Raw genomic sequence first — 25,272 nt, forward strand, 5'->3', positions numbered from 1 at the left:
GTCCCGAGGAGAACGCCATGAAGATCTACCAGCCCATGCTCTTCGTCGGACTCGGCGGCACCGGCGGACGCATCGGCAGCGAACTCGAACGCAGCCTCCGCCGGGAGCTGTGCGGCCCCGACGGCACGGACCTCGTCGACGGCGGCAGCCGCCTGCCCTTCCAGCTGCCCGACTGCCTCCAGTTCGTCTACGCCGACTTCAGCGAGGCCGAACTGCTCAACTACCCCCAGTTCAAGGCCAAGGGCGCCGAGGGCGCCGCCTTCGCCCGAACCTCCAGGATCGTCCGCGACCTGCTGCCCACCGACTTCGACTCCTCGCCCGAGGTGACCCGCATGCTGCGCGTCTCGGTCCCCGAGGAGACCCGGAGCTGGCTGCCGCCGCAGGCCCGCCAGCCGCGCGTCGCCCCGCTCAACAGCGGCGCGGGACAGCTCCCGACGGTCGGCCGCTCCGCCCTCTTCGCCACCCTCCGCTCCGGCCTCGAACCGGTCCTGCGCCAGCTCCGCGAGGCGATCGGGGCCATCGGCCAGTCCGCGGGAGACCTGCGGCGGGTCGGAGGCGGCCGGATCCGGGGCTGCGACGTCTTCGTCGCCTTCTCCGTCGCCGGCGGCACCGGAGCCGGCATCTTCTACGACTTCATCCACCTCATCGGGCACGAGTTCCGCAACGCCCGCGTGCCCGGGGTCAAGATCTACCCGCTCGTCGTCATGCCCTCCGCCTTCCCGCCCGAGGCCGGCGGCGGACGCGAGGCCGAACTCAACTCCGCCCGCGCGCTCGTGGACCTCTCGCGGCTCGTCGACGACCAGAACGTGCCCGACGCCCTCGACCAGGTCGGCGACGTCGAGGACCGCGGCCGGCTCAGCGTGACCTACCCCGGCGACGGCGTCGTCGCCCTGCGCCCCGCCACCATGCAGACCGCGTTCCTCTTCTCGAAGCCGTCCGTCATCAACAGCGAGGACCTCCGGCGCTCCATCGCGGCCATGGTGATCTCGCTCATCGGCACGGACCTCGGCGCGGACGGCGGCGCGGCGACCCGCGCCGAGGAGGACTACCAGTCCTTCGCCGCCAGCTTCATCAACAAGGCGGTGGAACGCTCCACCCCGGCCCGTACGGGCATCGGCTACCGGGGCATGTCCACCAGCCTCGCCGCCGCCCTCACCGTCCCCGTCGACGACCTCGCCGAGATCGTCGCCGCCCGGCTCCTCGCCCAGGCCGTACGCGGCATGACCGAGCGCGCCCGCCGCCCCGACCGCGAGGGGCAGAACCACGTCAAGGAGCTGTTCAACCGCTCCGGCATCGGCCGCCTCTGGACCCGGGACGCCCCGGACGTGCCCCTCCCCGAGCAACTGCCCCGGGGGAAGAGCAGGATCACCCAGGAACTGCGGAACCGGCTCGGGGACATGGAGGAGTCCCTGCGCCGCCTCGACACCGGCCTCGCCCGCGAGATCCCGCGCCTCACCGAGGACTTCAGGCCCAGTGCCGGAGTCCGCGAACTCCTCGGCGCCATGGACCCGTTCCAGATCAAGGTCGTCCTGACCGGACTGCCGAACCACCCCGACCGGGTGGCGCGGGAGGGCTTCACCGGCATGATCGACAACCGGCGCAACGAACCCGAGCGGCCCCCCGACGTCCGTACCGCCGCCCCGAACATCCCCCCGGTCAAGGGCCCGGTCGGCGGGGTCGTACCGGCCCGGTGGAGCGACCCCGACGTCCAGGAGGCGCTCGCCGCGCAGCAGGCCTGGTACCAGTGGCGGGCCCGCACCCTCTGGCACCACGGCTGGCAGAACGGCGAGGCCCAGTGGCGCCCGTCCCTGAACAAGGCGACCTCCGAGGTCGCCGAACTCGTCAAGGCGCTCCGCCTCCACGAGCAGGACGAGCGCAAGTCCTTCGCCGACAGCCGCCGCGACCTCTACCGCGACGACCGCGCGGGCATCGCCTACCTGCTGCCCCCGCAGAACACCCTGCGCGCCTTCTACGACGACGTCGTCGACCGGCTCGCCCAGAGCGAGGGCCTGCCCGAGGGCGCCGACGCCGCCGGACTGCTCGGCCGGATCGTCGGCCCCGACGACTGGCGGCGGGCCCTCGACTCGGTCCGCCGGTCCTCCGGCGCGGCGGTGAAGGAGATCAAGCAGGTCGTCGAGCGGCGGGTCAAGCGGCTCTTCGGCGAGTCCAACGAGGACGCCTTCGCCCGCCCCCTGCTGCCCTCCATGGAACTGCTGCTCCGGGCCGCCGCCGGCGACGAGAACGCCGAGGCGAAGATCGACCCGCGCTGGCTCGACCAGTTCCGCTCCCGGCTCGCCGGCCTCATCCCGGTGGGCTTCGTCCCCGACGGCAGCGGACCGCTCAAGATCCTCATCGTGCACCCGGCGAGCGAGTCCGACGGCCGCGCCCGCGAGTACCTGGAGCAGGCCCTCAACCTGCCCTCCCGGGTGACCCCGGAGAGCCGGGCCGGCGACACCGACTCGATCACCGTCGTGTTCTTCCGCAGCGGCATGAACCTCACCGACATCTCCGAGGTCCGCAACGTCCTCAGCCTGTGGTCGGAGGCCCGCGACTCGGCCGGCGAGGACGACTTCCTGCACTGGCGCCAGCGCCTCGGCTACGAGGACGACTGGCTGGTCTCCACCGAGCACGACCGTCAGCGCATCCTGCACCGGCTGCTCTGCGCGATGTGGAACGGGCACATCGAGACCGAGGGCCCGGCCGCCTCGCCGCACCGCGTCCGCATCCGGCTCCAGGACGGCGAGTCCGCCACCATGTCGCTGCGCCTGGAGGAGTTCGACGGTTCGCTCACCAGCTGGGCGGGGCTGCTGCGCGCGTACGAGCGCTGGGCGCTGCTCGACGAGGGGCAGATCATCGAGCAGTTCTGCGAACGCCTCATGCAGGCGCTGCCCCGGGGCCTCGCGCAGGTCCCGTCGCCGCCGTCGCCCCTGTTCACCCTCTTCGTGGAGCAGGTCGCGCCGCGCCAGCTCGCGCTGATCGACCGACTCGTCGCGGAGCAGGGGGAGTACGGCGACGCGGACCCCGAATGGCTGACCCCGCTCCGCCACTTCTGGAAGGTCACCTTCCCCGGCGCCCTCGACATGCGCTTCCCGAGAGCGGCGAAGGCGACCCGGTCGACCCTGCGGGCCCTGTACGAACGGCACGCACCGCGGGCCGCCGCGGCGCACGGCCGGGGCGAGAACCCGGGGCAGGCGCGGGGGCCGCGCCGGGGGCAGTGGGAGGGCGCGGACCCGCGGGGCGCCCGCCGGCCCCGGCCGTACGAGCCCGGCGGACGCCCGTCGTACGAGCCCGGCGCACGGCCGTCCTACGGGAGCGGGGGAGCCGCCGATCCGCGGGCCGCGTACCGGAACGGGGACGGCCCCGGCCCTCGCGCGGCGGAGCAGCCGCCCCGGCGGACCTCCGCCTTCGAGGACGACTGGGAGCGGGAGCCCGAGCCCGACTTCGGCCCTGACGAGGAGCCCGGCCACGGCTTCGACCACGGCCCCGACCGAGAGGCGGGTGACGAGGCGGACTACGCGTCCGGCTATGAAGGCGGCTACGAAGGCGGCTACGAGGGCGGCTACGACTCCGACTTCGGGCCGGAGCGGGGTCACGGCCCCGGCCACGGCTCGGGTCCCGGCCGCGGTCGCGGCCCGGACCACGGCCCCGACGGCCGACCCGGCTCCGGCTACGGCCCGGACCCCGATTACGGCTCCGACTCCGGCTACGGCTCCGACCGTGGCTACGGTCCGGATCCGGGGTACGGCTCCGACGACGGTCCGGACTCCGGTCACGGGCCCGACCGCGGCCATGGTTCCGACCCCGATTACGGCTACGACGCCGACTACGAAGGCGGCTACGACTCCGACTTCGGGCCGGAGCGGGGGCACGGCCCCGGCTACGGCCCGGAGCCCCACCGTGATGTCGACGGCGCCCCCTACCGTCGCGGTCGGGCCGGGGAGGCGGAGTGAGCGCGCGCGTCCTCCCCGAGCGGCCCCTGCCGGGGCACGCCGTCTGCCTCGACCTGCGCGCGGCCGGCGCGGACGACCCCGAAGCCGTCGTCCGCGCCGCGCTCGACGTCCCTCAGCCCGGCGGCGAGCGCCGCTTCCTCGTCCTGGACGAGGCCGACCGGCTCGTCTCCCACCAGCTGCTCTACGAGCGGCTGTCCTCCTACGGGCCGGCCCGGATCGTCTGCGTGGCCGTCGCCGTCCGGGGCGAGCGGGCCGTCCGCCGGACGCTCACCCTCCGCCCGCCGGCGGCCGGCGTCCTGTGGGTCTTCGACACGGCGGAGGACGGCGTCCCGGCCGAGGCCGTGCTGCGTCCGCTCGTCGACGTCCTGTCCACGCCCGAGGTCTTCGACGCGGCCCTGCGCGCGCTCGGGGAGGTGGTGCACGGCGTGGCCGTGCCCGCCGTGCGCGTCCTGGAGCACGACCTCACCGAGGAGGCGCGGGCGCGCGCCTGGCGCCAGGCGGTGGAGGGCCTCATCGGCCCCGAGGTCCCGGCCGGCACCGCCTCGGCCGACCAGGTGCCCCCGGCGCTCGGGCTGCTGCTCGACGAGGGCCTGCCGCGTTCGCTCGCCGGCCACCCCTGGCTGCCCGCGCGGGGCCGCGTCGGGCTCCGGCTCGTCGGCTGCGACGAGGCCGTCCAGGACGCCGTCGACGGCCACCGGCGGGTGCGCGGCGCGGCCGGACTCCTGGCCGGGGCCGGCCGCGCGGTCGACCTGCCGGGGGACATCGAGCGGGTGGCGGGCGAGCTGGAGCGGTTCAGGACCGCCGTGGCGGACGCGTTCGCCGCCGCGGGCGGCAGCCGGCTGACGGCCGAGCACCGCGGGGTGCTGCGGGACCGGGGCATCGAACTGCCCGAGATGCCGAGGGAGATCACGCGGACCGGCATCGTCCCCGCCCTGCGCGACCACACCCACGAGCTGATCGGGAGGGGACTGCCGCTGCGTTCCGTGGCGGCACGGCTGTCCGCGTTGTCCGCCCGCACCGCCCCCGTCGGCAGCGCCGCCCGGCTCGCCCGGCTGGACGCGATCTGCGGACCGGAGCGGCTGCGGCGGCTCGGCGCCCGGCACCCGTTCACGGCCGGCGGTCCGCGCCCGGTCGCCTTCGCCGTGACCGGCCTCCTCGCCCTGCTCGCCGGGGTCTGGCCGGTCCTGGGCTGGGTCCTCGGCCCGGCCGTCGGCGTGCTGGCCGCCGGGCTCGCCCACCTCATGCTGCGGCGCAGGCCGAACCGCTCGCCGGACGGCCGGATCGACGGAGGCGGCACCACCGGGGCCGCGCCCCGGCTGGCCGGCGGGGTGCTCGGCGGGCTCCTCGGGGCGGGCCTCGGCCAGTTCCTCGGGCTGCCCGCGTGGGCGGGGGCACTGGCCCTCGCGGCGTCCCTGGCCGCGGTGCTCCTGCTCGCGCTGCGCGACTGGAGCCGGGCCGTCGACGCGTGGTGGGCCCTGGCGGACCCGGAGGACGCCCGGCGGATCCTCCGCGAGGTCCAGGCCCTGGTGGTCACCACCGCGGTGCACGACTGGCTCTTCGCCGAGGTGCGGCACCACTGCTCGGCGGGCGCGGGAGCGGTGGCACGGCTGCTCCGCGGTCTCGCGGACACCGCCGACGCGTACGGCCGCGGCCCCTCCCGTGCGAGCGGACCCGGGGAGGACCGCGGTGCGTGGGCGGGCCCGGAGGGGCCGGGGCGCGGGCACCGCAGCGAGCGGGACGCGACGCCGGAGGCGGACGCCCGTATGCCGTCGTGGAGCTGGGACGACTGGGGTGACGGCGAGGCGGACGACGTCTGGTCGGACATGGACGAGGAGCCCCGCGCGCCCGGCGGATTCCCGTACGACCCGGGTCGGTCCGGAGCGTCCGCCGCGCACGACCCCCACGGGCCCTCCGGCCCGGGCGGCCCCGGCGAACCGCCGTACCGATCCGACCCGTTCGTATCCCGGGTGCCCCCGGAACCGTACTCCGCCGGGTCCTTCGGCGCGGCGTCCCGGGGCGGAACCGGCCCCGCGGACGAGCCGGCGCCCGCCCCCGCGTGGCTGGAGCGCCGGTACGGCGACGGCGGCCCGCTGCTCGTCGACACGCTCGTCGGCGACCTGGTCGCCGGGACCCTGCTGATCCTCGAACGCTGCTGGGCGGGCGTCGAACGCGACCCCGCGGCCGTGGTGCCCGCGGTCCACGAGGAGCGGGTCACGGACCTCCTGGACGAGACCCGGGTCCGGCTGGAGCGCGATGTCGCCGCCTCGCCGCCTCCCCGGTACGACGGCCTGCGCGACCCGGACGCCCTCTCGGGGCTCGCCGCCCTCACCGACCGCACCGACCGGCCCGACGCCGCCCGGCTGACCGGGGTCGCCCCGGACGCGGTCGCCCGGCTGATCCTCGCCGAAGACGACCCCGGCCGGACGGTCGCGCTCTGCGGACCCGAGCACCTGCGGCTGCTGTCCCACGACCCGCTCGCCGCCCGGCAGGTCCGGTTCGTGCCCGAGGCGATGCGGCGCGGGGCGGCCGGGGACGACATCTGGCGGGGCACCGCCGAGGACGTCGTATGGACCGGTGCGGGACGCCACGCCGGGATCCTCCGCCTCGTACCCCTGCGCGCGGACGTCGTGCACACCGTCCGCTCCGAGGAGGCGGGAGAACCGTGACCGACCCGAACCATCCGAACGACCAGCGCGACCCGAACCAGCGGATCGGCCCTGACCACCCGGACCACCTCAGCGAACCCAGCCCGCCGCCCCATCCGTACTACCGGGAACTGGAGTTCCTCACCCCACGGGAGGCGCAGAGCCGCTTCGCCGTCCGGTTCGGGGAGGACCGCCGGCCCCCCGGCCGCCCCGGGTTCCTCGCCCGCCGCGCGGTCCTGGGGGCCGGCGGCGTGCCCGTCGTGCAGTACCGGCTCGCCCCGTCGGGCGCGCCGGGCGATCCGCAGGCGTACGGACTCCTGGAGCGCGAGGTCGCGGCCTCGGTCGCGCTCGAACGGCGTTACGGAGCGCAGAAGTTCGTCGGCGTCCTCACCCGGGTCGTCGGCTTCGACCTGTCCGCCGCCGAGCCCTTCGTGCTCTACCGCCCGCCGATCGGGCGCCCGCTCACCGAGTGGGCGGGCCGCCTCGACGGCGAGGACCAGGAGCGGATCACCGGCCAACTCGCCATGGCCGTCCGCCTCATGGCGGACCTCGGGATCGTCCACCGGGCGATCACGCCCGAGAACGTCCGCTGGGACGGGATCCGCGCGCGGCTCTGCGAACCGTACGCGGCCCTGCGCGCGGGGGAGGGGCGCACGCCGTACGGGGCGGCGCCCTGGGCCCCGCCCGAGCAGCGTGCGGGCCGCGGCGCCGTCGACCCGCGCGACGACCTGTGGTCCGTCGCCGCACTCGCCTACCACCTGCTCTCCGGCCGTACGGACCGGGGCGAGGGACCCCCGGCCGACCTCGGCGACTACCGGCGGCTCGCCGCCCTCCAGCACAGCGGCCTGTTCTCCCCGCACGCGTCGGAACGGCCGCACCCGGACGAGCTCTTGAGGCTCCTCCACGTGCCCGACCCGCTCGCGTCCGGGGCCGAGGCGGTCGACCCGCTCGAACCCTTCCGGGCGCGGTACGACGCCCAGCTCGCCCGGAAGCGCGCCCTGACCGGAGAGCGCCGTCCGGCCGGCCCTCCGGCCGAAGAGGTCCCGGACGCCCTCGTCCGGGACGCGCGTCCGCCGTCGCGTTCCTCGCTGTTCAAGAGGATCATCCGGGGCGGCGAACCGCCCCGACCGGCCGCGGCGCCCCCCGTCGCCCCATCTGCCTCCCCGCCATGGGACCCGCCCTCCGAGATCGTCCAGCCGCCGCCGTCCCGCAGCCGGATGTGCCCGCACTGCCTGCTCCCCGTCGAGTTCGACGAACGGCTGCTCGTCACCATCGACGCCAAGGGCAACCGCGTCCCGCTCGACCTCGGCGCCGAGCGCCGCCCCGCCCACCGCGCGGACGCCCTGCGCAAGGCGTACCACCTGTGCCCGCACACCGTGGACGGCGACGAGGGCCACGAACTGCCCCTGCCCTACCTCGTCAACGGCGAGCCGCTCTCCATCGCGCTCGTCGGCAGCTCGTCGGTCGGCAAGACCCACCTCCTCGCCGCCATGCTGGGCGAGGTCGAAGTCGGCGGCCTCGAACCGTACGGACTGAAGTGCCTGCCGCTCAATCCCGAGGCGCACCGCACGTATCTCCGCGAGCGCGTCCAGAGCCTCCAGCAGGGCAGACAGCTGGGCCGTACGGGACAGCAGACCTTCGCCCGCTTCGCCGACGGCCTGCTCGTCTCGGCGGGCGGCGCCGTGCCCCGGCCCGTCGTCTTCTTCGACCTCGCGGGCGAGGACCTCGCCCAGGACAGCGAGGTCGGCCGGTTCCTGATGGGCGTGGACGCCTTCGTCTTCGTCCTCGATCCGCTGCGCGCGCTCCGGCTGCCCTCCCTCGAACCGGTACGGGAGCAGAGCGGGCTGCGGCTGCGCGACCTCGGCGACGAGGCCTTCGCCACCGTGCTCAACCGGATCCCCCGGCAGCGCGGCGGGCTCGTCGGCGCCCCCGCCGCGCTCGCCGTCAACAAGAGCGACCTGGTGCGCTTCGAACCGGTCGTCGACCGCTGGCTCGGCCGCGCCCTGCCGGGCCCCCTCGACCCCGCCGCGCTCCGCGCCGAGAGCCGGGACGCGTACGCCTTCCTGGCCCGGGCGGCCAGCCCCGCCTGGCTGAAGCCCTTCGACGACTGCGCCGACTGCAGCCTGCACTTCGTCGCCGCGACCGGGGGCCAGGCGCGCGGCGACCGATTTCCGCACGGGGCCCGGCCGCGCCGGGTCCTCGCGCCACTGCTGTCGCTCTTCGCCCGGTGCGGGCTGCTGCCCGGGGCCGAACCCGCGGGACCTACGGAGGGGATCGACCGATGACGCGGTCGGAGAACGAGGTCGACCAGATCGTGTTCCGGTGGGACAGCGAGAACCTCACCGGCAACACCGGCTTCGGCCCGGTGGCCTGGTCCGGGCCCCGCGAGGAGGCCGAGAACCTCTTCCGGACGTCCGGGACCGTGCTCCGCGCCAGCGGTGAGGAGACCCGCCCGGCGCTGATCCGGCTCCAGCGGCGCTCGGAGGTGATGCTCATCCACCGCACGCTGTTCAAGGACGCCGACGGCGGCGCGTCCGTGCTCTGCCACGCCCTCGTCGGCTCGCCCGAACTCCTCGAACCCGCCACCTGCCTCGGGCTCCACGCCTGGGACTGGGAGGGGGCGGCCATGGACGGGGCGCGCGTGCGCGGGCAGCTGCCCGTGATCCCGGAGCACGTCCTGGTCCCCGCGACCGGCCGCGGCCAGGGGCGGCTCGACAGCGCGCTGGAGCACGCGGAGGCGGAGCTCGTCGGGATGGTCGCGGAGCTGCTGCGCCATCCGGAGGAGCGCTTCACGATCCTGGACGAGCGCGGCGACACCGCGGGCCCGGTGCTCTGGGGGCTGCACAGCATGTTCGGCGCGCTCACCGGCCGCCGGTGGACCTTCGCCACCCATGACACCGCGGAACTCACCGCGCTGCGCTTCGTGTTCGTCGGCCGCTGGGCGGGGGCGGCGAGCCGCAACGCCGACCGCCGCCGCGTCGACCCGCGCGAGCGCGTCGGCGACCGGGCGGAGGAGGTCGCGGCCCGGCTCGTCCACCACCACCTGAGGGGCGTCGCGGAGGAGGAGGGACGGGAGTACGCGGTCGGCAGCGCCCTGCACGGCGCCTCCTCCGCCGTCCGGGGCCTGTCGCTCTTGGAGACGTCCGTGCGGGCGCTGGACGTCCTCGACCGCCGCCACCCCGGCGGGTACGCGCCCGCCCCGACGCCGCCGAGACGCCCGGCCGGCCCCCCGGCGCCGGACACCCGCCCCCCGACCCCGCCGGTTCCGCCTGCCCCGGAGCCCCGGCGGAGGTGGGGCTGGGGCCTCGGGGGCCGGAGCGCCGGAGAGGGGCCGACGGCGGACGGCACCACGTCCGCCGGTCCCGCCCGCGGCGGCGAACCCGCCGCCGGAACCCCTCGCGGCGAGGGCCGCCCCGGCCCGTACGAGAGCCCGGAGGAGTGGTTCCGCCCGGACCCCACGGAACACCGCCCGCCCCACCCCTCCCGACGCCCGCCGGAGGACGGGCCCGCGTCGGACCGGCAGGACCACCGACCGATCCAATCCTCCCGCCGCCCGCCGGAGGACGGGCCGGTACGGGAGCCTTCGGACCCGCCGGGAAACCGGCCGGTCCCGTTCCCCCGCCCGGCGGAGAACCGGCCGGACCGGGAGCCTCTGAACCCGCCGGCCGACCGGCCCGGGCGGGAGCTGCTGGCCCCGCCGGAGCACCGGCCCGCCCGAGCGTCACTGACCCCGCCGGAGAACCCGCCCGTCCAGAACCCCCCGTACCCGCCGGAAGGCCGGCCCGGGTCCTCATCCGCGCACCCGCCGGGGCGGGCCGCGGAGGGCGGCCGCCCGTCGCAGGACCTGTCCCGCCTGCCCGACCCGGCCCAACCGACCCACGCGGCCCCCGACACCACCCCGCCCCGCTCGCTTCGCAAGCCCCCTGCGCCCCCGGCACCTCCTACGCCCCCCGCCCCGGAGGCCGCGCCGAGCCGCGGGTCCCAGCAGCACCCCTCGCACCGCCCTCCTCACCCGGCACCCGACCCCACCCCGTCCCCCTCGCCCCGCCCGTCCCCTCGGCCGGCCGAGGCCGAGTCCGACTCCCACCGCCCGCCGCCGGAGACCGCACCCGGTCACCCGTACCGCGAGTCCCGCACGGAACTCCAGGCCGCCGACGAGCGGTCCGCACCACTCGTCTCCGACCGGCCCCGGGCCGACGCCCCAGGGTCCGCCGAGTCCGGTGTCCGACCGCCCCGGGGACCCGGCGCCGTGGCGCACCCCCGGCCCGACCTGCCCCTCGTCGCGCCCGTCTGGACCGGCTCCGGGGCGGCCCCGGGGCGGGCCTGGGCCGCCGTGCGGGCCCGCGGCAGGGAGCGGGAGGCCGAGACCGGCCTGCTGCACAAGCTGCCCGCCGCGCGGACCGTCGACGAGGCGCGGGAACTCGTCGAGCACGGCGGCGACCGCGAGCTGCTGGAGTCGCTGCGCCGCCCGCAGGCGTACTCCGTCCTCACCCTCCTCCTGCGCGAGGTCGCCCGCCGGCTGCCGTCCTGGGGGCACGCGCTCCGCCGCGAACTGTGCGAGGTGGCCATCGCCCGCGAGTTCTGGGCCGTCGCGCCGGCGGGCGCCGCGGCCGACCCCTCCGACCCGCCGCCGGAGCAGCGCGCGGCCAACGCCGCCGAGCTGCACCGGTGGGCGGTCCGCCCGGTCCTGGCCGGCGGCGACGCCCCGGTCGGCACGGTCGCGGAGCTGCTCGTCCGGCTGCGGGTGAGCCCGGTGCCGTCCGCCCGCGAGGCGTTCTGGCTGATCGTCGAGGGCGAGCGTCCCGGACTGCCGGAGGCCGTCTGGCTCACCCTGCTGACGGACGCGTACGGGCTGCCGCGCACGGCCCGCCGCCCGGCGGCGACCGCGGCGCGGGACGGGACCGCCCTCCCGGACGACGACGGCAGCGGCTACACCCGGCGCTTCCTGCGCAGGGCCGGGCTGCTGATCGGGGGCCTGGTGGTGGCGATCGTGCTGCTCGTCTCGGTCCGCGCGTGGTTCGGCTGACCGGGGCGACCCCTCCGGCGGGGCGCGGGGGCGGAGGCGGGGCCGGGGCCGGCGGCAGGGCCGTAGCGCGCCGTCCGACGCGTCCCGCCCCGACCTGCTCCGAAACACGGGCCGCCGACGCCTCGCTCCGTCAGGATGGGCGCATGGGATTCCACGTCGACTCCGAGACCGGGCGGCTGCGCCGCGTCATCCTGCACCGGCCCGATCTGGAGCTGAAGCGGCTCACCCCGACCAACAAGGACGCCTTGCTCTTCGACGACGTGCTCTGGGTGCGCAGGGCCCGGCAGGAGCACGACGGCTTCGCGGACGTGCTGCGCGACCGGGGCGTGGAGGTGCACCTCTTCGGCGACCTCCTCAGCCAGGCCCTGGACGTGCCCACCGCCCGCGAGCTGGTGCTCGACCGGGTCTTCGACGAGAAGGAGTACGGGCCGCTCGCCACCGACCACCTGCGGGCCGCGTTCGACTCGCTGGACGCGGCGGCCCTGGCCGAGGCGCTCGTCGGCGGGATGACGAAGCGGGAGTTCCTGGCGGCGCACCGGGAGCCGACCTCGGTCCGCTTCCACGCCATGGACCTGGACGACTTCCTCCTCGGTCCGCTGCCGAACCACCTCTTCACCCGGGACACGTCGGCGTGGATCTACGACGGCGTCTCGATCAACGCGATGCGCTGGCCCGCCCGGCAGCGCGAGACCGTCCACTTCGAGGCGATCTACAAGCACCATCCGCTCTTCACGGGGGCCGAGGCGGGGCCCTTCCACCACTGGTCGGAGGGGCAGGGCGACTACCCGTCGACGATCGAGGGCGGGGACGTGCTCGTCATCGGCAACGGCGCGGTGCTCATCGGGATGAGCGAGCGGACGACGCCGCAGGCGGTGGAGATGCTGGCCCGGGGGCTGTTCGCGGCGGGTTCGGCGCGGACCATCGTCGCCCTCGACATGCCCAAGCGGCGGGCGTTCATGCACCTGGACACGGTGATGACGATGGTCGACCAGGACACCTTCACGCAGTACGCGGGGCTGGGGATGCTCCGCTCCTACACGATCGAACCCGGGGACGCGGGCCAGCCCCTGCGGGTGACGGACCATCCGCCGGAGCAGATGCACCGTGCGATCGCCGCGGCCCTGGGACTCTCGGAGATCCGGGTCCTGACCGCCACGCAGGACGTGCACGCGGCCGAGCGCGAGCAGTGGGACGACGGCTGCAACGTGCTCGCCGTGGAGCCGGGGGTGGTGGTCGCCTACGAGCGGAACGTCACGACCAACACCCATCTGCGGAAGCAGGGCATCGAGGTGATCGAGATCCCCGGCAGCGAGCTGGGCCGGGGCCGGGGAGGCCCGCGCTGCATGAGCTGTCCGGTGGAGCGGGACGCCGCCTGACAGCGCCCCAGCCGCCCGGCACCGCGCCGGGCCCCCGGGCGCCGGTCACCACCGGAGCGGGCGGAGGCGGATGCCCGCACGAGGGGGCTGTATATAAATGTTGATGTACGTATAGACTTCCAGGGTCTTGTCGTCGCCCCCGCCGACCCCCCGACCGTACCCACAGGAGCGCGTCCCATGGCCACAGACCTCATCGGCCGCCACTTCCTCAAGGAGCTGGACTTCACCGCCGAGGAGTTCCGCGGCCTGATCGCGCTCTCCGTCGCCCTCAAGGCCGCCAAGAAGGCCGGTGCCGAGGTCCAGCGGCTGCGGGGCCGGAACATCGCGCTGATCTTCGAGAAGACCTCCACCCGCACCCGCTGCGCGTTCGAGGTCGCGGCCGCCGACCAGGGGGCCAGCACCACCTACCTGGACCCCTCCGGCTCCCAGATGGGCCACAAGGAGTCCGTCAAGGACACCGCCCGCGTCCTCGGCCGGATGTTCGACGGCATCGAGTACCGGGGCGACGGACAGTACGTCGTCGAGGAACTCGCCGCCCACGCCGGCGTCCCCGTCTTCAACGGCCTCACCGACGACTGGCACCCCACCCAGATGCTCGCCGACGTGCTCACCATGACCGAGCACACGGACAAGCCGCTGGACGGCATCACGTACGCCTACCTCGGCGACGCCCGCTTCAACATGGGCAACTCCTACCTGGTCACCGGCGCCCTGCTCGGCATGGACGTCCGGATCGTCGCCCCGCGCGCCTACTGGCCGTCCGAGGAGGTCGTCGCCGCCGCCCGCGCGCTCGCCGAGGGCAGCGGGGCCACGGTCACCCTCACCGAGGACGTGACCGAGGGCGTCCGGGGCGCCGACTTCGTCGCCACCGACGTCTGGGTGTCCATGGGTGAGCCCAAGGAGATCTGGGACCAGCGGATCGCGGACCTCGCCCCGTACTCCGTGACGATGGACGTGCTGCGCGCCACCGGGAACCCCGAGGTCGGGTTCCTGCACTGCCTGCCCGCCTTCCACGACCTGGGCACGGCCGTCGGGCGCGACCTCCACGCCCGGCACGGCCTCACCGAGCTGGAGGTCTCCGACGAGGTCTTCGAGTCGGCGCACTCGCTCGTCTTCGACGAGGCGGAGAACCGGATGCACACGATCAAGGCGGTCCTGGTCGCGACGATGGCGGGCGGCCCGCTCCCGACGGCCTAGGCGCGGACGCCCGCGGCCGGTCACGCCTACGCCTCCGACGGCGGCCGCTGCGCCGGTATCCCCGGCAGGGTGAACCAGACCGCCTTGCCGTGCGCGGTGGGCCGGTGGCCGCAGTCGCTGCTCAGGGCCCGGATCAGCAGCAGACCCCGGCCGTGCTCCTGCCAGGGGTCGACGTCCCCCGGCTCGGGGCAGACCAGCCCCTCGGGGCGGGCCGGCTCGGCGTCGTGGACCTCGATCTGGCAGCCGCCGGGCGCGGCGAGCAGCTCCACGACCAGCTCGATGGGGCCGAGTCCCGCCGTGTGCTCCACGGCGTTGGCCACCAGCTCGGCGGTGAGCAGTTCCGCCGTGTCCCGGTCGGGTCGGCCCGCGCTCCCGGGGACGAGATCGGCGAGCGCGGTGCGGATCAGGGCGCGGGCGATCGGCACCGCTGCGGTCGTGTGGGGCAGCAGGACGCGCCAGGAGGCGGGCGGACCGCCTGGCCCGGCGGGGGTGCCGGCTGCGGGTCCGGCGGCTTCGGGCATGGGGGGCAGGCTCCCTTCACCGGAGTGGGGGTGGGTGAGTGGGGTGGAGGCGTCCCGGGACGTCCTGGTTTCAACCCTACGAGGCGCCCCGTGGATCTCCAGGGGCGGGCCTCCCTGATCGACGGGGACTTCCGTCACGGACGGCCGGGGACCTTGTGCGGGGCGCCGCCACTCCTTCTCTATCGCGCACTCGTGACGACAGTCACAGCAGAGTGATACCCTCCGAACGGAGGAAGGAGGCCGTTCCGGATGAGCCCCTTTACCGGCTCCACGCCCCGCACGGCACGCTGGCACCATCTGCGCCTCGACATCGACCGGGGCGTCGCCACCGTCACGCTGGCCCGCCCCGCCAAACTCAACGCGCTCACCTTCGGCGCCTACGCCGACCTGCGCGACCTCCTCGCCGAGCTCTCCCGCGAGCGGTCCGTCCGCGCCCTCGTCCTCGGCGGCGAAGGACGCGGCTTCTGCTCCGGCGGCGACGTGGACGAGATCATCGGCGCCACCCTCGCCCTCGACACCGCCCAGCTCCTCGACTTCAACCGGATGACCGGCCAGGTCGTCCGGGCCCTCCGCGAATGCCCCTTCCCGGTCGTCGCGGCCCTCCACGGCGTCGCGGCGGGCGCCGGGGCCGTCCTCGCCCTCGCCGCCGACTTCCGGATCGCCGACCCCACCACCCGCTTCGCGTTCCTCTTCACCCGGGTCGGACTCTCCGGCGGCGACATGGGCGCGGCGTACCTGCTGCCCCGGGTCGTCGGCCTCGGCCACGCCACCCGGCTCCTCATGCTCGGCGAACCGGTCCTCGCCCCCGAGGCCGAGCGGATCGGCCTGCTCTCCGAGCTCACCGAGGAGGGCGCGGCGGGGGAGCGGGCCGCGGAACTCGCCCGCCGCCTCGCCGACGGCCCGGCGCTCGCCCTCGCCCAGACCAAGGCGCTGCTCACCGCCGAACTCGACATGCCGCTCGCCGCCTCCGTCGAACTCGACGCGGCCACCCAGGCCCTGCTGATGAACGGCGAGGACTACGCCGAGTTCCACGCCGCCTTCACCGAGAAGCGGCCCCCGAAATGGCGGGGGTGCTGACGGTGCCGGGCCCCGGGCCGGCCCCGGGCACCCGCGCCCGCCCCGCGCCCTCCCGGGTGGCCGTCGTCGGCGGCGGCCCCGGCGGGCTCTACGCCGCGGCCCTCCTCAAACGGCTCGACCCCGCCCGCGAGGTCACCGTCTGGGAGCGGAACGCCCCCTCCGACACCTTCGGCTTCGGCGTCGTCCTCTCCGACGAGACCCTCGGCGGCATCCACGACGCCGACCCCGTCGTGTACGAGGCGCTCCGCCGCGACCTCGTCCGCTGGGACGACATCGACGTCGTCCACCGCGGCCACCGCACCACCTCCACCGGCCACGGCTTCGCCGCCCTCGGCCGCCGCAGGCTCCTGGAGATCCTGCACGCCCGCTGCACCGACCTGGGCGTACGGCTCCGCTTCCGAGCCGAGGCCCCCTCCGGCGACCTCCTCGCCGCCGGCCACGACCTGGTCGTCGCCGCCGACGGCGTCCACAGCCGCACCCGCGAGGCCCACGCCGCCCACTTCCGCCCCCGGATCACCACCCACCGCTGCCGCTACATCTGGCTCGCCGCCGACTTCGCCTTCGACGCCTTCCGCTTCGAGATCGCCGAGACCGAGTACGGCGTGATGCAGCTGCACGCCTACCCGTACGAGGCCGGCGCCTCCACGGCCATCGTCGAGATGCGCGAGGAGGTGTGGCGGGCCGCGGGCTTCGACGCACTCGACGAGGCGGAGTCCACCGTCCGCTGCGCGAAGATCTTCGCCGAGGCGCTCGGCGGCCGGGAGCTGCGCTCCCACCGCTCCGCCTGGACCGCCTTCCGCACGGTCGTCAACGAGCACTGGTCGTACGGCAACACCGTGCTCATCGGCGACGCCGCCCACACCGCGCACTTCTCCATCGGCTCCGGCACCAAACTGGCCGTCGAGGACGCCCTGGCCCTGGCGCAGAGCCTCCGCGACCACTCCGCTCCGGCGGACGCCCTCGCCGCCTACGAGGCCGAGCGGCGGCCCGTCGTCGAGTCCACCCAGCGCGCGGCCGTCGCCAGCCTCCAGTGGTTCGAGGAACTCGCGGGCCACGTCGACCGGGCGCCCCGCCTGTTCGCCTTCGACCTGCTCACCCGCAGCCGCCGCGTCACCCACGCCAACCTCCGGCTCCGCGACCCGGTCTTCACCGCCGCCGTCGAGACGGACTACGGCTGCCCGCCCGGCACCCCGCCCATGTTCACCCCCTTCCGGCTCCGCGGCCTGACCCTGCGCAACCGGATCGTCGTCTCCCCGATGGACATGTACCTCGCCGAGGACGGCGTCCCCGGCGACTTCCACCTCGTCCACCTGGGCGCGAGGGCCCTCGGCGGCCCCGGGCTCGTCATGACCGAGATGGTCTGCGTGAGCCCGGAGGGCAGGATCACCCCCGGCTGCACCGGACTGTGGACCGACGAGCAGGCCGACGCCTGGAGCCGGATCACGGCCTTCGTCCACGACCGGGCGCCCGGCGCGGCGATCGGCGTCCAGCTCGGCCACTCCGGCCGCAAGGGCTCCACCCGGCGCATGTGGGAGGGCATCGACCAGCCCCTGCCCGAGGGCAACTGGCCGCTCGCCGCCGCCTCGTCCCTCCCGTACCGGCCCGGAGTCAACCAGACCCCCGGCGCCCTCGACCGCGCCGGACTCACCGCCGTACGCGAGGAGTTCACGGCCGCCGCCCGCCGCGCCGCGCGGGCCGGCTTCGACCTCCTCGAACTGCACTGCGCCCACGGCTACCTGCTCTCCGGCTTCCTCTCCCCGCTCACCAACCACCGCACCGACGGGTACGGCGGCGACGTCGACGGACGGCTGCGCTTCCCGCTCGAAGTCTTCGACGCGGTACGCGAGGTGTGGCCCGGGGACCGCCCCATGACCGTCCGCGTCTCGGCCACCGACTGGGCCGAGGGCGGGACGACCGGCGAGGACGCGGTCGCCATCGCCCGCGCCTTCACGGCGCACGGAGCCGACGCGATCGACGTCTCCACCGGCCAGGTCGTCCCCCACGAGACCCCCGCCTACGGGCGCTCCTACCAGACGCCCTTCGCCGACCGGATCCGCACCGGGGCCGGCGTCCCGGTGATCGCGGTCGGCGCGATCTCCTCCTGGGACGACGTCAACTCCCTGCTCCTGGCCGGTCGGGCCGACCTGTGCGCGCTCGCCCGGCCGCACCTGTACGACCCGAACTGGACCCTGCACGCGGCCGCCGAACAGGGCTACGAGGGGCCGGCGGCGCCCTGGCCCGCCCCGTATCGCGCGGGCAGCCGACCGCCCCCGACGGGCCGCCGGGGCTGACAGCCGCCCGGGAGCTGCTACGCGTCCGCCGCGGCCGTGGTGTCCGTGGTGTCCGTGCCGGACAGGTGGGGGCGGACGAACTCCGCGCCCCGGTCCCGCAGCAGCTCGTGCAGGGCCGCGAAGACCTCCGCCGAGCGGCGGCCCGGCCAGTCGTCGGGCAGGAGCTCCGCCGGCAGCACCGGGTCCGCGTACGGCAGCCGGCGCCAGGAGTCGAGGACGAGCAGGTAGTCCCGGTAGGCCTGCTCGGCGTCCCGCGCCTCCGGGGCCGCCCGCCAGGCCCGCAGCACCGGTGCGTGGGCCGCCAGGAAGTCCTCGTGGAGCCGGGCCACCGCCGGCAGGTCCCACCAGCGGGCCACCGCCTCCGCCGTCGCCGCGTACCCCAGGTGGTCGCCCCGGAAGAGGTCCACGTACGCAGAGAGCCCCAGGCGCTCCAGCGCGTTCCGGGTCTCCTCCTGGAGCCGCGCGGGCGCGATCCAGACGCCGGGCGCCGCCGTGCCGAAGCCGAGGCGGGCGAGCCGGGAGCGCAGCAGGTGCCGCTTGTGCCGTTCGGCCTCGGGCACCGAGAAGACGGCCAGGACCCAGCCCTCGGACAGCTTGGGCTCGGTGCGGGCGTAGATCCGCCGGTCGCCGTCGTCCAGGAGCCTGCGGGCGTCGTCCGAGAGGGCGTATCCGGCGGCCCCGTCGGCCGTCCGGGCGGGCAGCAGCAGTCCCCGCCGCTTCAGCCGCGACACCGAGGAGCGCACCGAGGGCGCGTCCACCCCGAGCACCGCCAGCAGCCGGACGAGCCCGGCCACCGGCAGCGGCGCCCCGTCGGGCGTACGGCCGTACGCGCCGTAGAGGGAGACGATCAGGGAACGGGGGGTGTGCTGCTCGGCCACGTGATCACTGTAGAGGGTGGCGCACCGGACGGTCCGGGCCGGGCGGGGGAGCGGGCGCCGCGGCCGTCAGACCGGGGCGCGCAGCCGGAAGCGCTGGAGCTTGCCCGTGGGGGTGCGCGGCAGCGCGTCGAGGAAGACGATCTCGCGCGGCGACTTGTACGGGGCGAGCCGGGCGCGCACGAAGGCGCGCAGCGCGGCGGCGGTGCCCGCGTCGCGCGGCACCCCGTCGCGCACCACCGTGTAGGCGACGACGACCTGTCCGCGCAGCTCGTCCGGGCGGCCCACGACCGCGGTCTCCACCACGTCGGGGTGGTCGAGGAGGACCTCCTCGACCTGGGGTCCGGCGATGTTGAACCCGGCCGAGATGATCATGTCGTCGGCGCGCGAGACGTAGCGGAAGTAGCCGTCGGGCTCGCGGACGTAGGTGTCGCCGGTGACGTTCCAGCCCTCCCGCACGTACTCCGACTGCCGGGGGTCGGCCAGATAGCGGCAGCCGACCGGGCCGCGCACCGCGAGCAGCCCCTCCTCGCCGTCCGGGACGTCCCCGCCGTCGTGGTCGACGATCCGGGCCTGCCAGCCGGGGACCGGGCGGCCGGTGGTGCCGGGGCGTATGTCGCCGTCGGCGGCGGAGATGAAGATGTGCAGGAGTTCGGTGGCGCCGATGCCGTTGATCATGCGGAGGCCGGTGCGCGCGTACCAGGCCTTCCAGGTGGCCTCGGGCAGGTTCTCCCCGGCCGAGACGCAGCGGCGGAGGGAGCGGAGGTCGGGGGCCGTGCCCTGGGTGAGCTCGTCGATCATGACCCGGTAGGCGGTGGGGGCGGTGAAGAGCACGGAGATCCGGTGCCGCTCGATCGCGGCGAGCAGCTGCTTGGGTCCGGCCTGTTCGAGGAGGACCGCGCTCGCCCCGGCCCGCAGGGGGAAGACGACGAGCCCACCGAGGCCGAAGGTGAAGGCGAGCGGCGGCGAACCGGCGAAGACGTCGTCGGGCAGCGGGCGCAGGACGTGCGCGGAGAAGGTGTCGGCGACGGCCAGGACGTCCCGGTGGAAGTGGACGCAGCCCTTGGGCCGCCCCGTCGTGCCGGAGGTGAAGGCGATGAGGGCCACGTCGTCGGCGGCCGTCTCCACCGCCGCGTACGGGCCGGCGCGGCGGGCCGCGAGGGCGAGCAGGTCGTCCGGGCCCTCCCCGCCGAAGGGGGTGACGCGGAGCCCCGGTATCCGGGCCGCTTCGAGCTCGCCGAGGACGCTCGCGTCGCACAGGGCGTGGGTGCAGCGGGCCGCGTCGGCCATCGTGGCCAGTTCGGGGGCGCGCTGCTGGGCCAGAACGGTGACGGCGACCCCGCCGGCCTTCATCACGGCGAGCCAGCAGGCGGCGAGCCAGGGGGTGGTGGGGCCGCGCAGGAGGACCCGGTTGCCGGGCCGGACCCGCAGGTCGGAGGTGAGCACGTGGGCGATGCGGTCGACCCGGTCCTGGAGCTCTCCGTAGGTCCAGACGCCGCCGTCGCCGTCGTGGAAGGCCGGCCGGTCGGCGCCGAAGCGCTCCGCCGTGCGGTCGAGGAGTTCGGCGCCGCAGTTGAGCCGGTCGGGGTAGGCCAGCTCGGGGAGGTCGAAGACGAGCTGCGGCCACCGGTCCGGCGGGGGCAGCCGGTCACGGGCGAAGCTGTCGTGGTGGGCCGAGGGTGTCAGCTCCATGAGTCCGTCCCCCTGTCGTGGTGGGGTCGACCGTCGCCCCACGAGCGTATCGTGTTGGTGACGGCAGTCAACGGTTCGCGACAAGGGTGCTCCCGGGCGCCCGGACCAAGGCCCCGCACGGCGCGCGGACGCCGGGCGGGACAGGGACGCACGTGCCGGGCGGCACCAGGACGCCGCCCGGTGCGGGGACGAAGACGCCAGAGGGCGTCAGAGAGGGCCCACATGCCCGCATTCTCGCTCGATCCGGCCCAGACCACCTGGTGTGCGGAGCTCCGTACCCTCGCCGCCGAGCGCCTGCGGCCCCTCGCCGAGAAGGGCGAACCGGGCCGGGTCAACCGCCCCCTGGTCGCCGCCCTCGGCGAGCTGGGCCTGCTCGCCCGGCTCTTCGACGCGGGCGCCCTCGAACTCTGCCTGCTGCGCGAGTCCCTCGCCCGGACCTGCACCGAGGCCGAGACCGCGCTCGCCCTCCAGGGCCTCGGCACCCACCCCGTCGCCGCCTTCGGCACCCCCGCCCAGCGCGCCCGCTGGCTCCCCGAGGCCGCCGCGGGGCGCGCCGTGGCCGCCTTCGCGCTCTCGGAGCCGGGCGCCGGCTCCGACGCCGCCGCCCTGGCCCTGGAGGCCCGCCCCGACGGCGCCGGCGGCTGGCGCCTGCACGGCGAGAAGCGCTGGATCTCCAACGCCCCCGAGGCCGACTTCGCCACCGTCTTCGCCCGCACCTCCCCGGACGCCGGGGCCCGCGGGGTCACCGCCTTCCTCGTCCCCGCCGACCGGCCCGGGCTCGGCGGCGAGGCCCTCGACATGCTCGCCCCGCACGCCCTGGGCACCCTCACCTTCGACGGCGTCCCCGTCGGCCCCGACGACCTGCTCGGCGCACCCGACCGGGGCTTCCGGGTCGCCATGCACACCCTGAACCTCTTCCGCCCCAGCGTCGGGGCCTTCGCCGTCGGCATGGCCCAGGCCGCCCTGGACGCGGCCCTCGCCCACACCGCCGACCGCACCGCCTTCGGCGGACACCTCGCCGACCTCCAGTCCGTCGCGCACCGGATCGCCGAGATGTCCACCCGCACCGAGGCCGCCCGCCTCCTCGTCTACGCCGCCGCCGCCGCGTACGACGAGGGCGACCCGGACGTCCCCCGGCGCTCCGCCATGGCGAAGCTCCTCGCCACCGAGACCGCCCAGTACGTCGTCGACTCCGCCGTCCAACTCCACGGCGCCCGGGCCCTCCAGCGCGGACACCTCCTCGAACACCTCTACCGGGAGGTCCGCGCTCCCCGCATCTACGAGGGGGCCACCGAGGTCCAGCGCACCATCATCGCCAAGGAGTTGTACGCCTCCCACCGACGGTCCCACTCCCGCCAGGAGGAGCCGACCCCATGAGCCTGCACCGGCACAACCCCGCCGACCTCGCCCCGCCGACCGGCTTCTCCCACGCCGTCACCGCCACCGGCAGCCGGCTGGTCTTCCTCGCGGGGCAGACCGCCCTCGACAGCGAGGGCGCCGTCGTGGGGGACACTCTGACCGAGCAGTTCACCACCGCGCTCGCCAACCTGCTCACCGCCCTGCGGCACGCCGGCGGCACCCCGGCCGACCTCGCCCGCGTCACCGTCTACACCACCGACGTCGACGACTACCGCGCCCACGCCCCCGAACTCGGCCGGATCTGGCGGCGCTTGGCGGGCCGCGACTATCCCGCCATGGCCGTCATCGGAGTCGTACGGCTCTGGGACGAGCAGGCCCGGGTGGAGCTGGACGGCTTCGCCGTACTGGACGAACCGTCCCATACTTGATCAATTGGTCACCCGGAGGGGCCGGGCTTAGTGTCGAAAGGTGGACTGACCGGCCCACGGCCCCGTCAGGTGAGGGTGCGATGCGCCATGAAGAACCATGAGTAGGACGCCCGAGCCGCAGACCCCGACGGCGACCGCCCCCCGCAGGAGCGGCAAGGACGGCAAGGGCATCGCCCTGTTCGTGATCGCCTCGTGTCAGCTGATGGTGGTCCTCGACATCACCATCGTGAACATCGCCCTCCCGCACATCCAGACCGCGCTGGACTTCTCCACCACCAGCCTGTCGTGGGTGGTCAACGCCTACACCCTGACCTTCGGCGGCCTGCTCCTCCTGGGCGGACGCGCCGGCGACATCCTGGGCCGGCGACGCGTGTTCATCTTCGGCGTGCTGCTCTTCGGGCTCGCGTCCCTCTTCTGCGGCCTCGCGCAGAGCGAGTGGCAACTCCTCGCGGCCCGCGCCCTCCAGGGCGTCGGCGGCGCGATCGCCTCGCCGACCTCCCTCTCCCTGATCACCACGACGTTCGACGAAGGCCCGGAGCGCAACCGGGCCTTCGGCGTCTTCGCGGGCGTCTCGGCCGGCGGCGGCGCGATCGGCCTGGTCGCGGGCGGCATGCTCGTCCAATGGCTCGACTGGCGCTGGATCTTCTTCGTCAACGTCCCGATCGCCCTGCTCATCGCCTTCCTCACCCCGCGCCACGTCAAGGAGTCCGAGCGGCACCCCGGCCACTTCGACCTCGCCGGCGCGCTCACCTCCACCCTCGGCATGGTCGCCCTGGTGTACGGCTTCATCCGGGCCGCCCAGGAGGGCTGGAGCGATCCCTACACGATCGGTTCGTTCGTCGCGGCGGTCGTCCTCCTCGCCGCGTTCATCCTCATCGAGCGGCGCTCCCAGCAGCCCATCACACCGCTCCACATGTTCGCCGACCGCAACCGCTCGGGCACCTACGTCATCATGCTCTGCCTGGCGGCGGCCATCTTCGGGATGTTCTTCTTCCTCACCCTGTTCGTCCAGCAGGTGCTGGGCTTCAGTCCGCTCGCGACGGGACTCGCCTTCCTGCCGGTCAGCGCGATCATCGGGGTCGGCGCCGGCCTCACCTCCAACCTGCTGCCCCGGTACGGCCCCAAACCCTTCATGGTGGTGGGCTCGGTGCTCGCCGCGGCGGGACTGTCCTGGCTGACCCTGACCGACGTCGACTCCACCTACCTCGGCAGCATCCTCGGGCCGATCCTCGTCTTCGGTCTCGGCATGGGCCTGATGTTCGTCTCGCTGACCATCATGGCGCTGTCGAACGTCGAGCCGCAGGAGTCGGGCGCCGCGTCCGGCCTGCTCAACGCCATGCAGCAGGTGGGCGGTTCACTGGGCCTGTCGATCCTGGTGACGGTCTTCGGCACGGCCAGCCGCAACGAGGCGAACACCCAGGTCCCGGCCTTCCTGTCGCAGGCGACCCCGCTGCAGAAGGCCGAGTTCGCCAGAACGGGCCAGCTGCCCGCCCCCTGGGGCGACCAGGTGCTGACCTCCGGCGTCTCCGCGGGCTTCGTCACGGCGGCGATCTTCGCCGTGGTCGGCGCGCTGGTGGCCCTCTTCGTGATCCAGGTCCGCCAGTCCGACATCGACCGCCTCAAGGGCGGGGTGGGCCCGGGCGTGGGCGTCTGAGCGGTCGCCGCTGCGAGGCGGTCCAGGGCGGGGGCTGCGGGGGCTGGGGCCGGCCCTAGGGGCCTCCCGACTCGAACCCCGCCCGCTTGTAGGTGCGCATCAGCACGGCGACCTCCGCCGACGTGACGCCGTCGAGCGCGCCGAGGACGCGCACGGTGAAGTCGTGCAGGTCCCGGGTCGAACGGTGGCTCGAATAACCGAGGAGCGCCGTCGTGCCGGTCGTCACCACGAGATGGCGGACGGCCGGCGCCCGCGCCAGGCGCCGGATCGCCTCCTCCAGGCGGGCCTGCCCGACGGCCAGCCGGAACCGCGCCTCCACGGGATAGCCGAGCACCTCGGGCTCCGCGTGCAGCCGCAGGTGCAGGACGTGGGAGGCCATCAGCCGGGCCAGCCGGCGGCGCGCCGTGGTCTCGCCGACCCGCAGCTCGCGCGCCAGCCGGGTGGTGGACATCCGGGCGTCCCGGTGGAGCAGCGCGACGAGCCGCCGGTCGAGCTCGTCCACCACCGGCGGCTCGGGCAGCGGCCTGCCCTCCACGGCGTGGCGGCGCACCTCCGTGGGCTCGTCGTCGTAGGGGGCCCAGTCGCTGGTGGTGAGGAGCAGCCGCAGCACCACCGAGGTGTGGATGTCGACGACTCCGTCGAGCCGGCCGATGCCCGCGTCCACGAGGGTCAGCAGGGCGTCGTGGTCGGGCACGATCAGCTCCGCGAACACGTCGAGCGCGCCGGTGGCGACCTCCACCGACCGCGCCTCCGGGCGGCGGGAGAGGGCCAGCGCGGTGTCGTGCACGCGGCCGGGGGCGCAGCGTACGGCCACCTCCGCCGTCACCCCCTCGCCGAGGTACTCGGGGACGAGGGCCGCGGTGAACCCGACCGCGCCCGTCGCGGTCATCCGGTCGAGCCGCCGCGCGGCGGTGCGCTCGTGCACACCGGCCGCGGCGGCGACCTCGGAGAAGGGGGCCCGGGGGTCGCGGTGGAGCGCCCGCAGCACGGCGTGGTCCAGGGCGTCGAGCGCCTCGGGCCGTGCGGGTCCGGTCGGCATCGGGGACCTCCTGGGGTGCGGAAGGGGTGCGGGCGGACGAGGTGGGCGAGGGAGCGGACGGGGTGCGGACGGCTGACGGACGGGGGCGGGCCCGGACCCTACGGCGCGGGCCCGGCGGCGTGCGAGGGCGTGCCGGAGCAGG

The 25,272-nt window shown here is 75.4% G+C and carries 15 protein-coding genes; 11 read left to right on the forward strand and 4 right to left on the reverse strand.

The features are described 5' to 3' along the window. The first annotated feature begins 17 nt into the window (after positions 1 to 17). The 6 genes from ACF09E_RS29905 to argF all read left to right on the forward strand — a co-directional run bounded on the left by ACF09E_RS29905 (position 18) and on the right by argF (position 14,194). Positions 18 to 3,950, forward strand: a complete 3,933-nt coding sequence (locus ACF09E_RS29905; RefSeq protein ID WP_392208606.1) for a tubulin-like doman-containing protein — start codon at positions 18 to 20, stop codon at positions 3,948 to 3,950. Next, the gene (locus tag ACF09E_RS29910) at positions 3,947 to 6,616 is read left to right on the forward strand and encodes a hypothetical protein (protein ID WP_392208608.1); all 2,670 of its coding nucleotides are present in this window, start codon (positions 3,947 to 3,949) and stop codon (positions 6,614 to 6,616) included. The genes ACF09E_RS29905 and ACF09E_RS29910 overlap by 4 nt, the downstream gene beginning before the upstream one ends. Then, complete coding sequence (locus ACF09E_RS29915; protein ID WP_392208610.1) at positions 6,613 to 8,880, forward strand: hypothetical protein; 2,268 nt, start codon at positions 6,613 to 6,615, stop codon at positions 8,878 to 8,880. Before ACF09E_RS29910 ends, ACF09E_RS29915 begins: the two co-directional genes overlap by 4 nt. Further along, the gene (locus tag ACF09E_RS29920) at positions 8,877 to 11,621 is read left to right on the forward strand and encodes a hypothetical protein (protein ID WP_392208612.1); all 2,745 of its coding nucleotides are present in this window, start codon (positions 8,877 to 8,879) and stop codon (positions 11,619 to 11,621) included. Before ACF09E_RS29915 ends, ACF09E_RS29920 begins: the two co-directional genes overlap by 4 nt. 143 nt (positions 11,622 to 11,764) lie before the next feature. Then, on the forward strand, positions 11,765 to 12,997 hold the full coding sequence (locus ACF09E_RS29925; protein ID WP_392208614.1) for an arginine deiminase: 1,233 nt from the start codon (positions 11,765 to 11,767) through the stop codon (positions 12,995 to 12,997). A gap of 177 nt (positions 12,998 to 13,174) precedes the next feature. After that, positions 13,175 to 14,194, forward strand: coding sequence for an ornithine carbamoyltransferase (gene argF, locus ACF09E_RS29930; protein WP_392208616.1), 1,020 nt, complete (start codon positions 13,175 to 13,177; stop codon positions 14,192 to 14,194). A gap of 26 nt (positions 14,195 to 14,220) precedes the next feature. Here the strand turns inward: argF and ACF09E_RS29935 are convergent, their stop codons facing one another. After that, positions 14,221 to 14,715 carry an ATP-binding protein gene (locus ACF09E_RS29935; protein WP_392208618.1) on the reverse strand — a complete coding sequence of 165 codons (495 nt, stop codon included), beginning with the start codon at positions 14,713 to 14,715 and terminating at the stop codon, positions 14,221 to 14,223. 249 nt (positions 14,716 to 14,964) lie between these two features. Here ACF09E_RS29935 and ACF09E_RS29940 point away from each other — a divergent pair, with 249 nt between their 5' ends. Both ACF09E_RS29940 and ACF09E_RS29945 read left to right on the forward strand, forming a co-directional pair. Further along, positions 14,965 to 15,792 (forward strand): enoyl-CoA hydratase family protein, encoded by an 828-nt coding sequence (locus ACF09E_RS29940; RefSeq protein ID WP_361854582.1) that lies wholly within the window; start codon positions 14,965 to 14,967, stop codon positions 15,790 to 15,792. After that, positions 15,777 to 18,083, forward strand: coding sequence for a bifunctional salicylyl-CoA 5-hydroxylase/oxidoreductase (locus ACF09E_RS29945; RefSeq protein ID WP_392208620.1), 2,307 nt, complete (start codon positions 15,777 to 15,779; stop codon positions 18,081 to 18,083). The genes ACF09E_RS29940 and ACF09E_RS29945 overlap by 16 nt, the downstream gene beginning before the upstream one ends. A 17-nt stretch (positions 18,084 to 18,100) precedes the next feature. Here the strand turns inward: ACF09E_RS29945 and ACF09E_RS29950 are convergent, their stop codons facing one another. After that, positions 18,101 to 18,961 (reverse strand): PaaX family transcriptional regulator C-terminal domain-containing protein, encoded by an 861-nt coding sequence (locus tag ACF09E_RS29950; RefSeq protein WP_392208622.1) that lies wholly within the window; start codon positions 18,959 to 18,961, stop codon positions 18,101 to 18,103. Between the two features lie 66 nt (positions 18,962 to 19,027). Then, on the reverse strand, positions 19,028 to 20,650 hold the full coding sequence (locus ACF09E_RS29955) for an AMP-binding protein (RefSeq protein ID WP_392208624.1): 1,623 nt from the start codon (positions 20,648 to 20,650) through the stop codon (positions 19,028 to 19,030). A 222-nt stretch (positions 20,651 to 20,872) separates the two neighbouring features. Between ACF09E_RS29955 and ACF09E_RS29960 the strand changes: the two genes are divergently transcribed. From ACF09E_RS29960 to ACF09E_RS29970, 3 genes are all read left to right on the forward strand, one after another. Further along, positions 20,873 to 22,027, forward strand: coding sequence for an acyl-CoA dehydrogenase family protein (locus tag ACF09E_RS29960; protein WP_392208626.1), 1,155 nt, complete (start codon positions 20,873 to 20,875; stop codon positions 22,025 to 22,027). Then, positions 22,024 to 22,437: a RidA family protein gene (locus ACF09E_RS29965; protein WP_392208628.1), complete on the forward strand. Its 414-nt coding sequence runs from the start codon at positions 22,024 to 22,026 to the stop codon at positions 22,435 to 22,437. The genes ACF09E_RS29960 and ACF09E_RS29965 overlap by 4 nt, the downstream gene beginning before the upstream one ends. Before the next feature lie 97 nt (positions 22,438 to 22,534). Beyond that, on the forward strand, positions 22,535 to 24,091 hold the full coding sequence (locus tag ACF09E_RS29970) for an MFS transporter (RefSeq protein WP_392208630.1): 1,557 nt from the start codon (positions 22,535 to 22,537) through the stop codon (positions 24,089 to 24,091). Positions 24,092 to 24,146: 55 nt separating this feature from the next. Here ACF09E_RS29970 and ACF09E_RS29975 read toward each other — a convergent pair whose 3' ends face one another. Then, positions 24,147 to 25,130, reverse strand: a complete 984-nt coding sequence (locus ACF09E_RS29975) for an Lrp/AsnC family transcriptional regulator (RefSeq protein WP_392208632.1) — start codon at positions 25,128 to 25,130, stop codon at positions 24,147 to 24,149. Positions 25,131 to 25,272: the final 142 nt, after the last annotated feature.

Origin of the sequence: Streptomyces sp. NPDC014891 (assembly GCF_043081085.1) — a bacterium.
Lineage (GTDB): Bacteria > Actinomycetota > Actinomycetes > Streptomycetales > Streptomycetaceae > Streptomyces.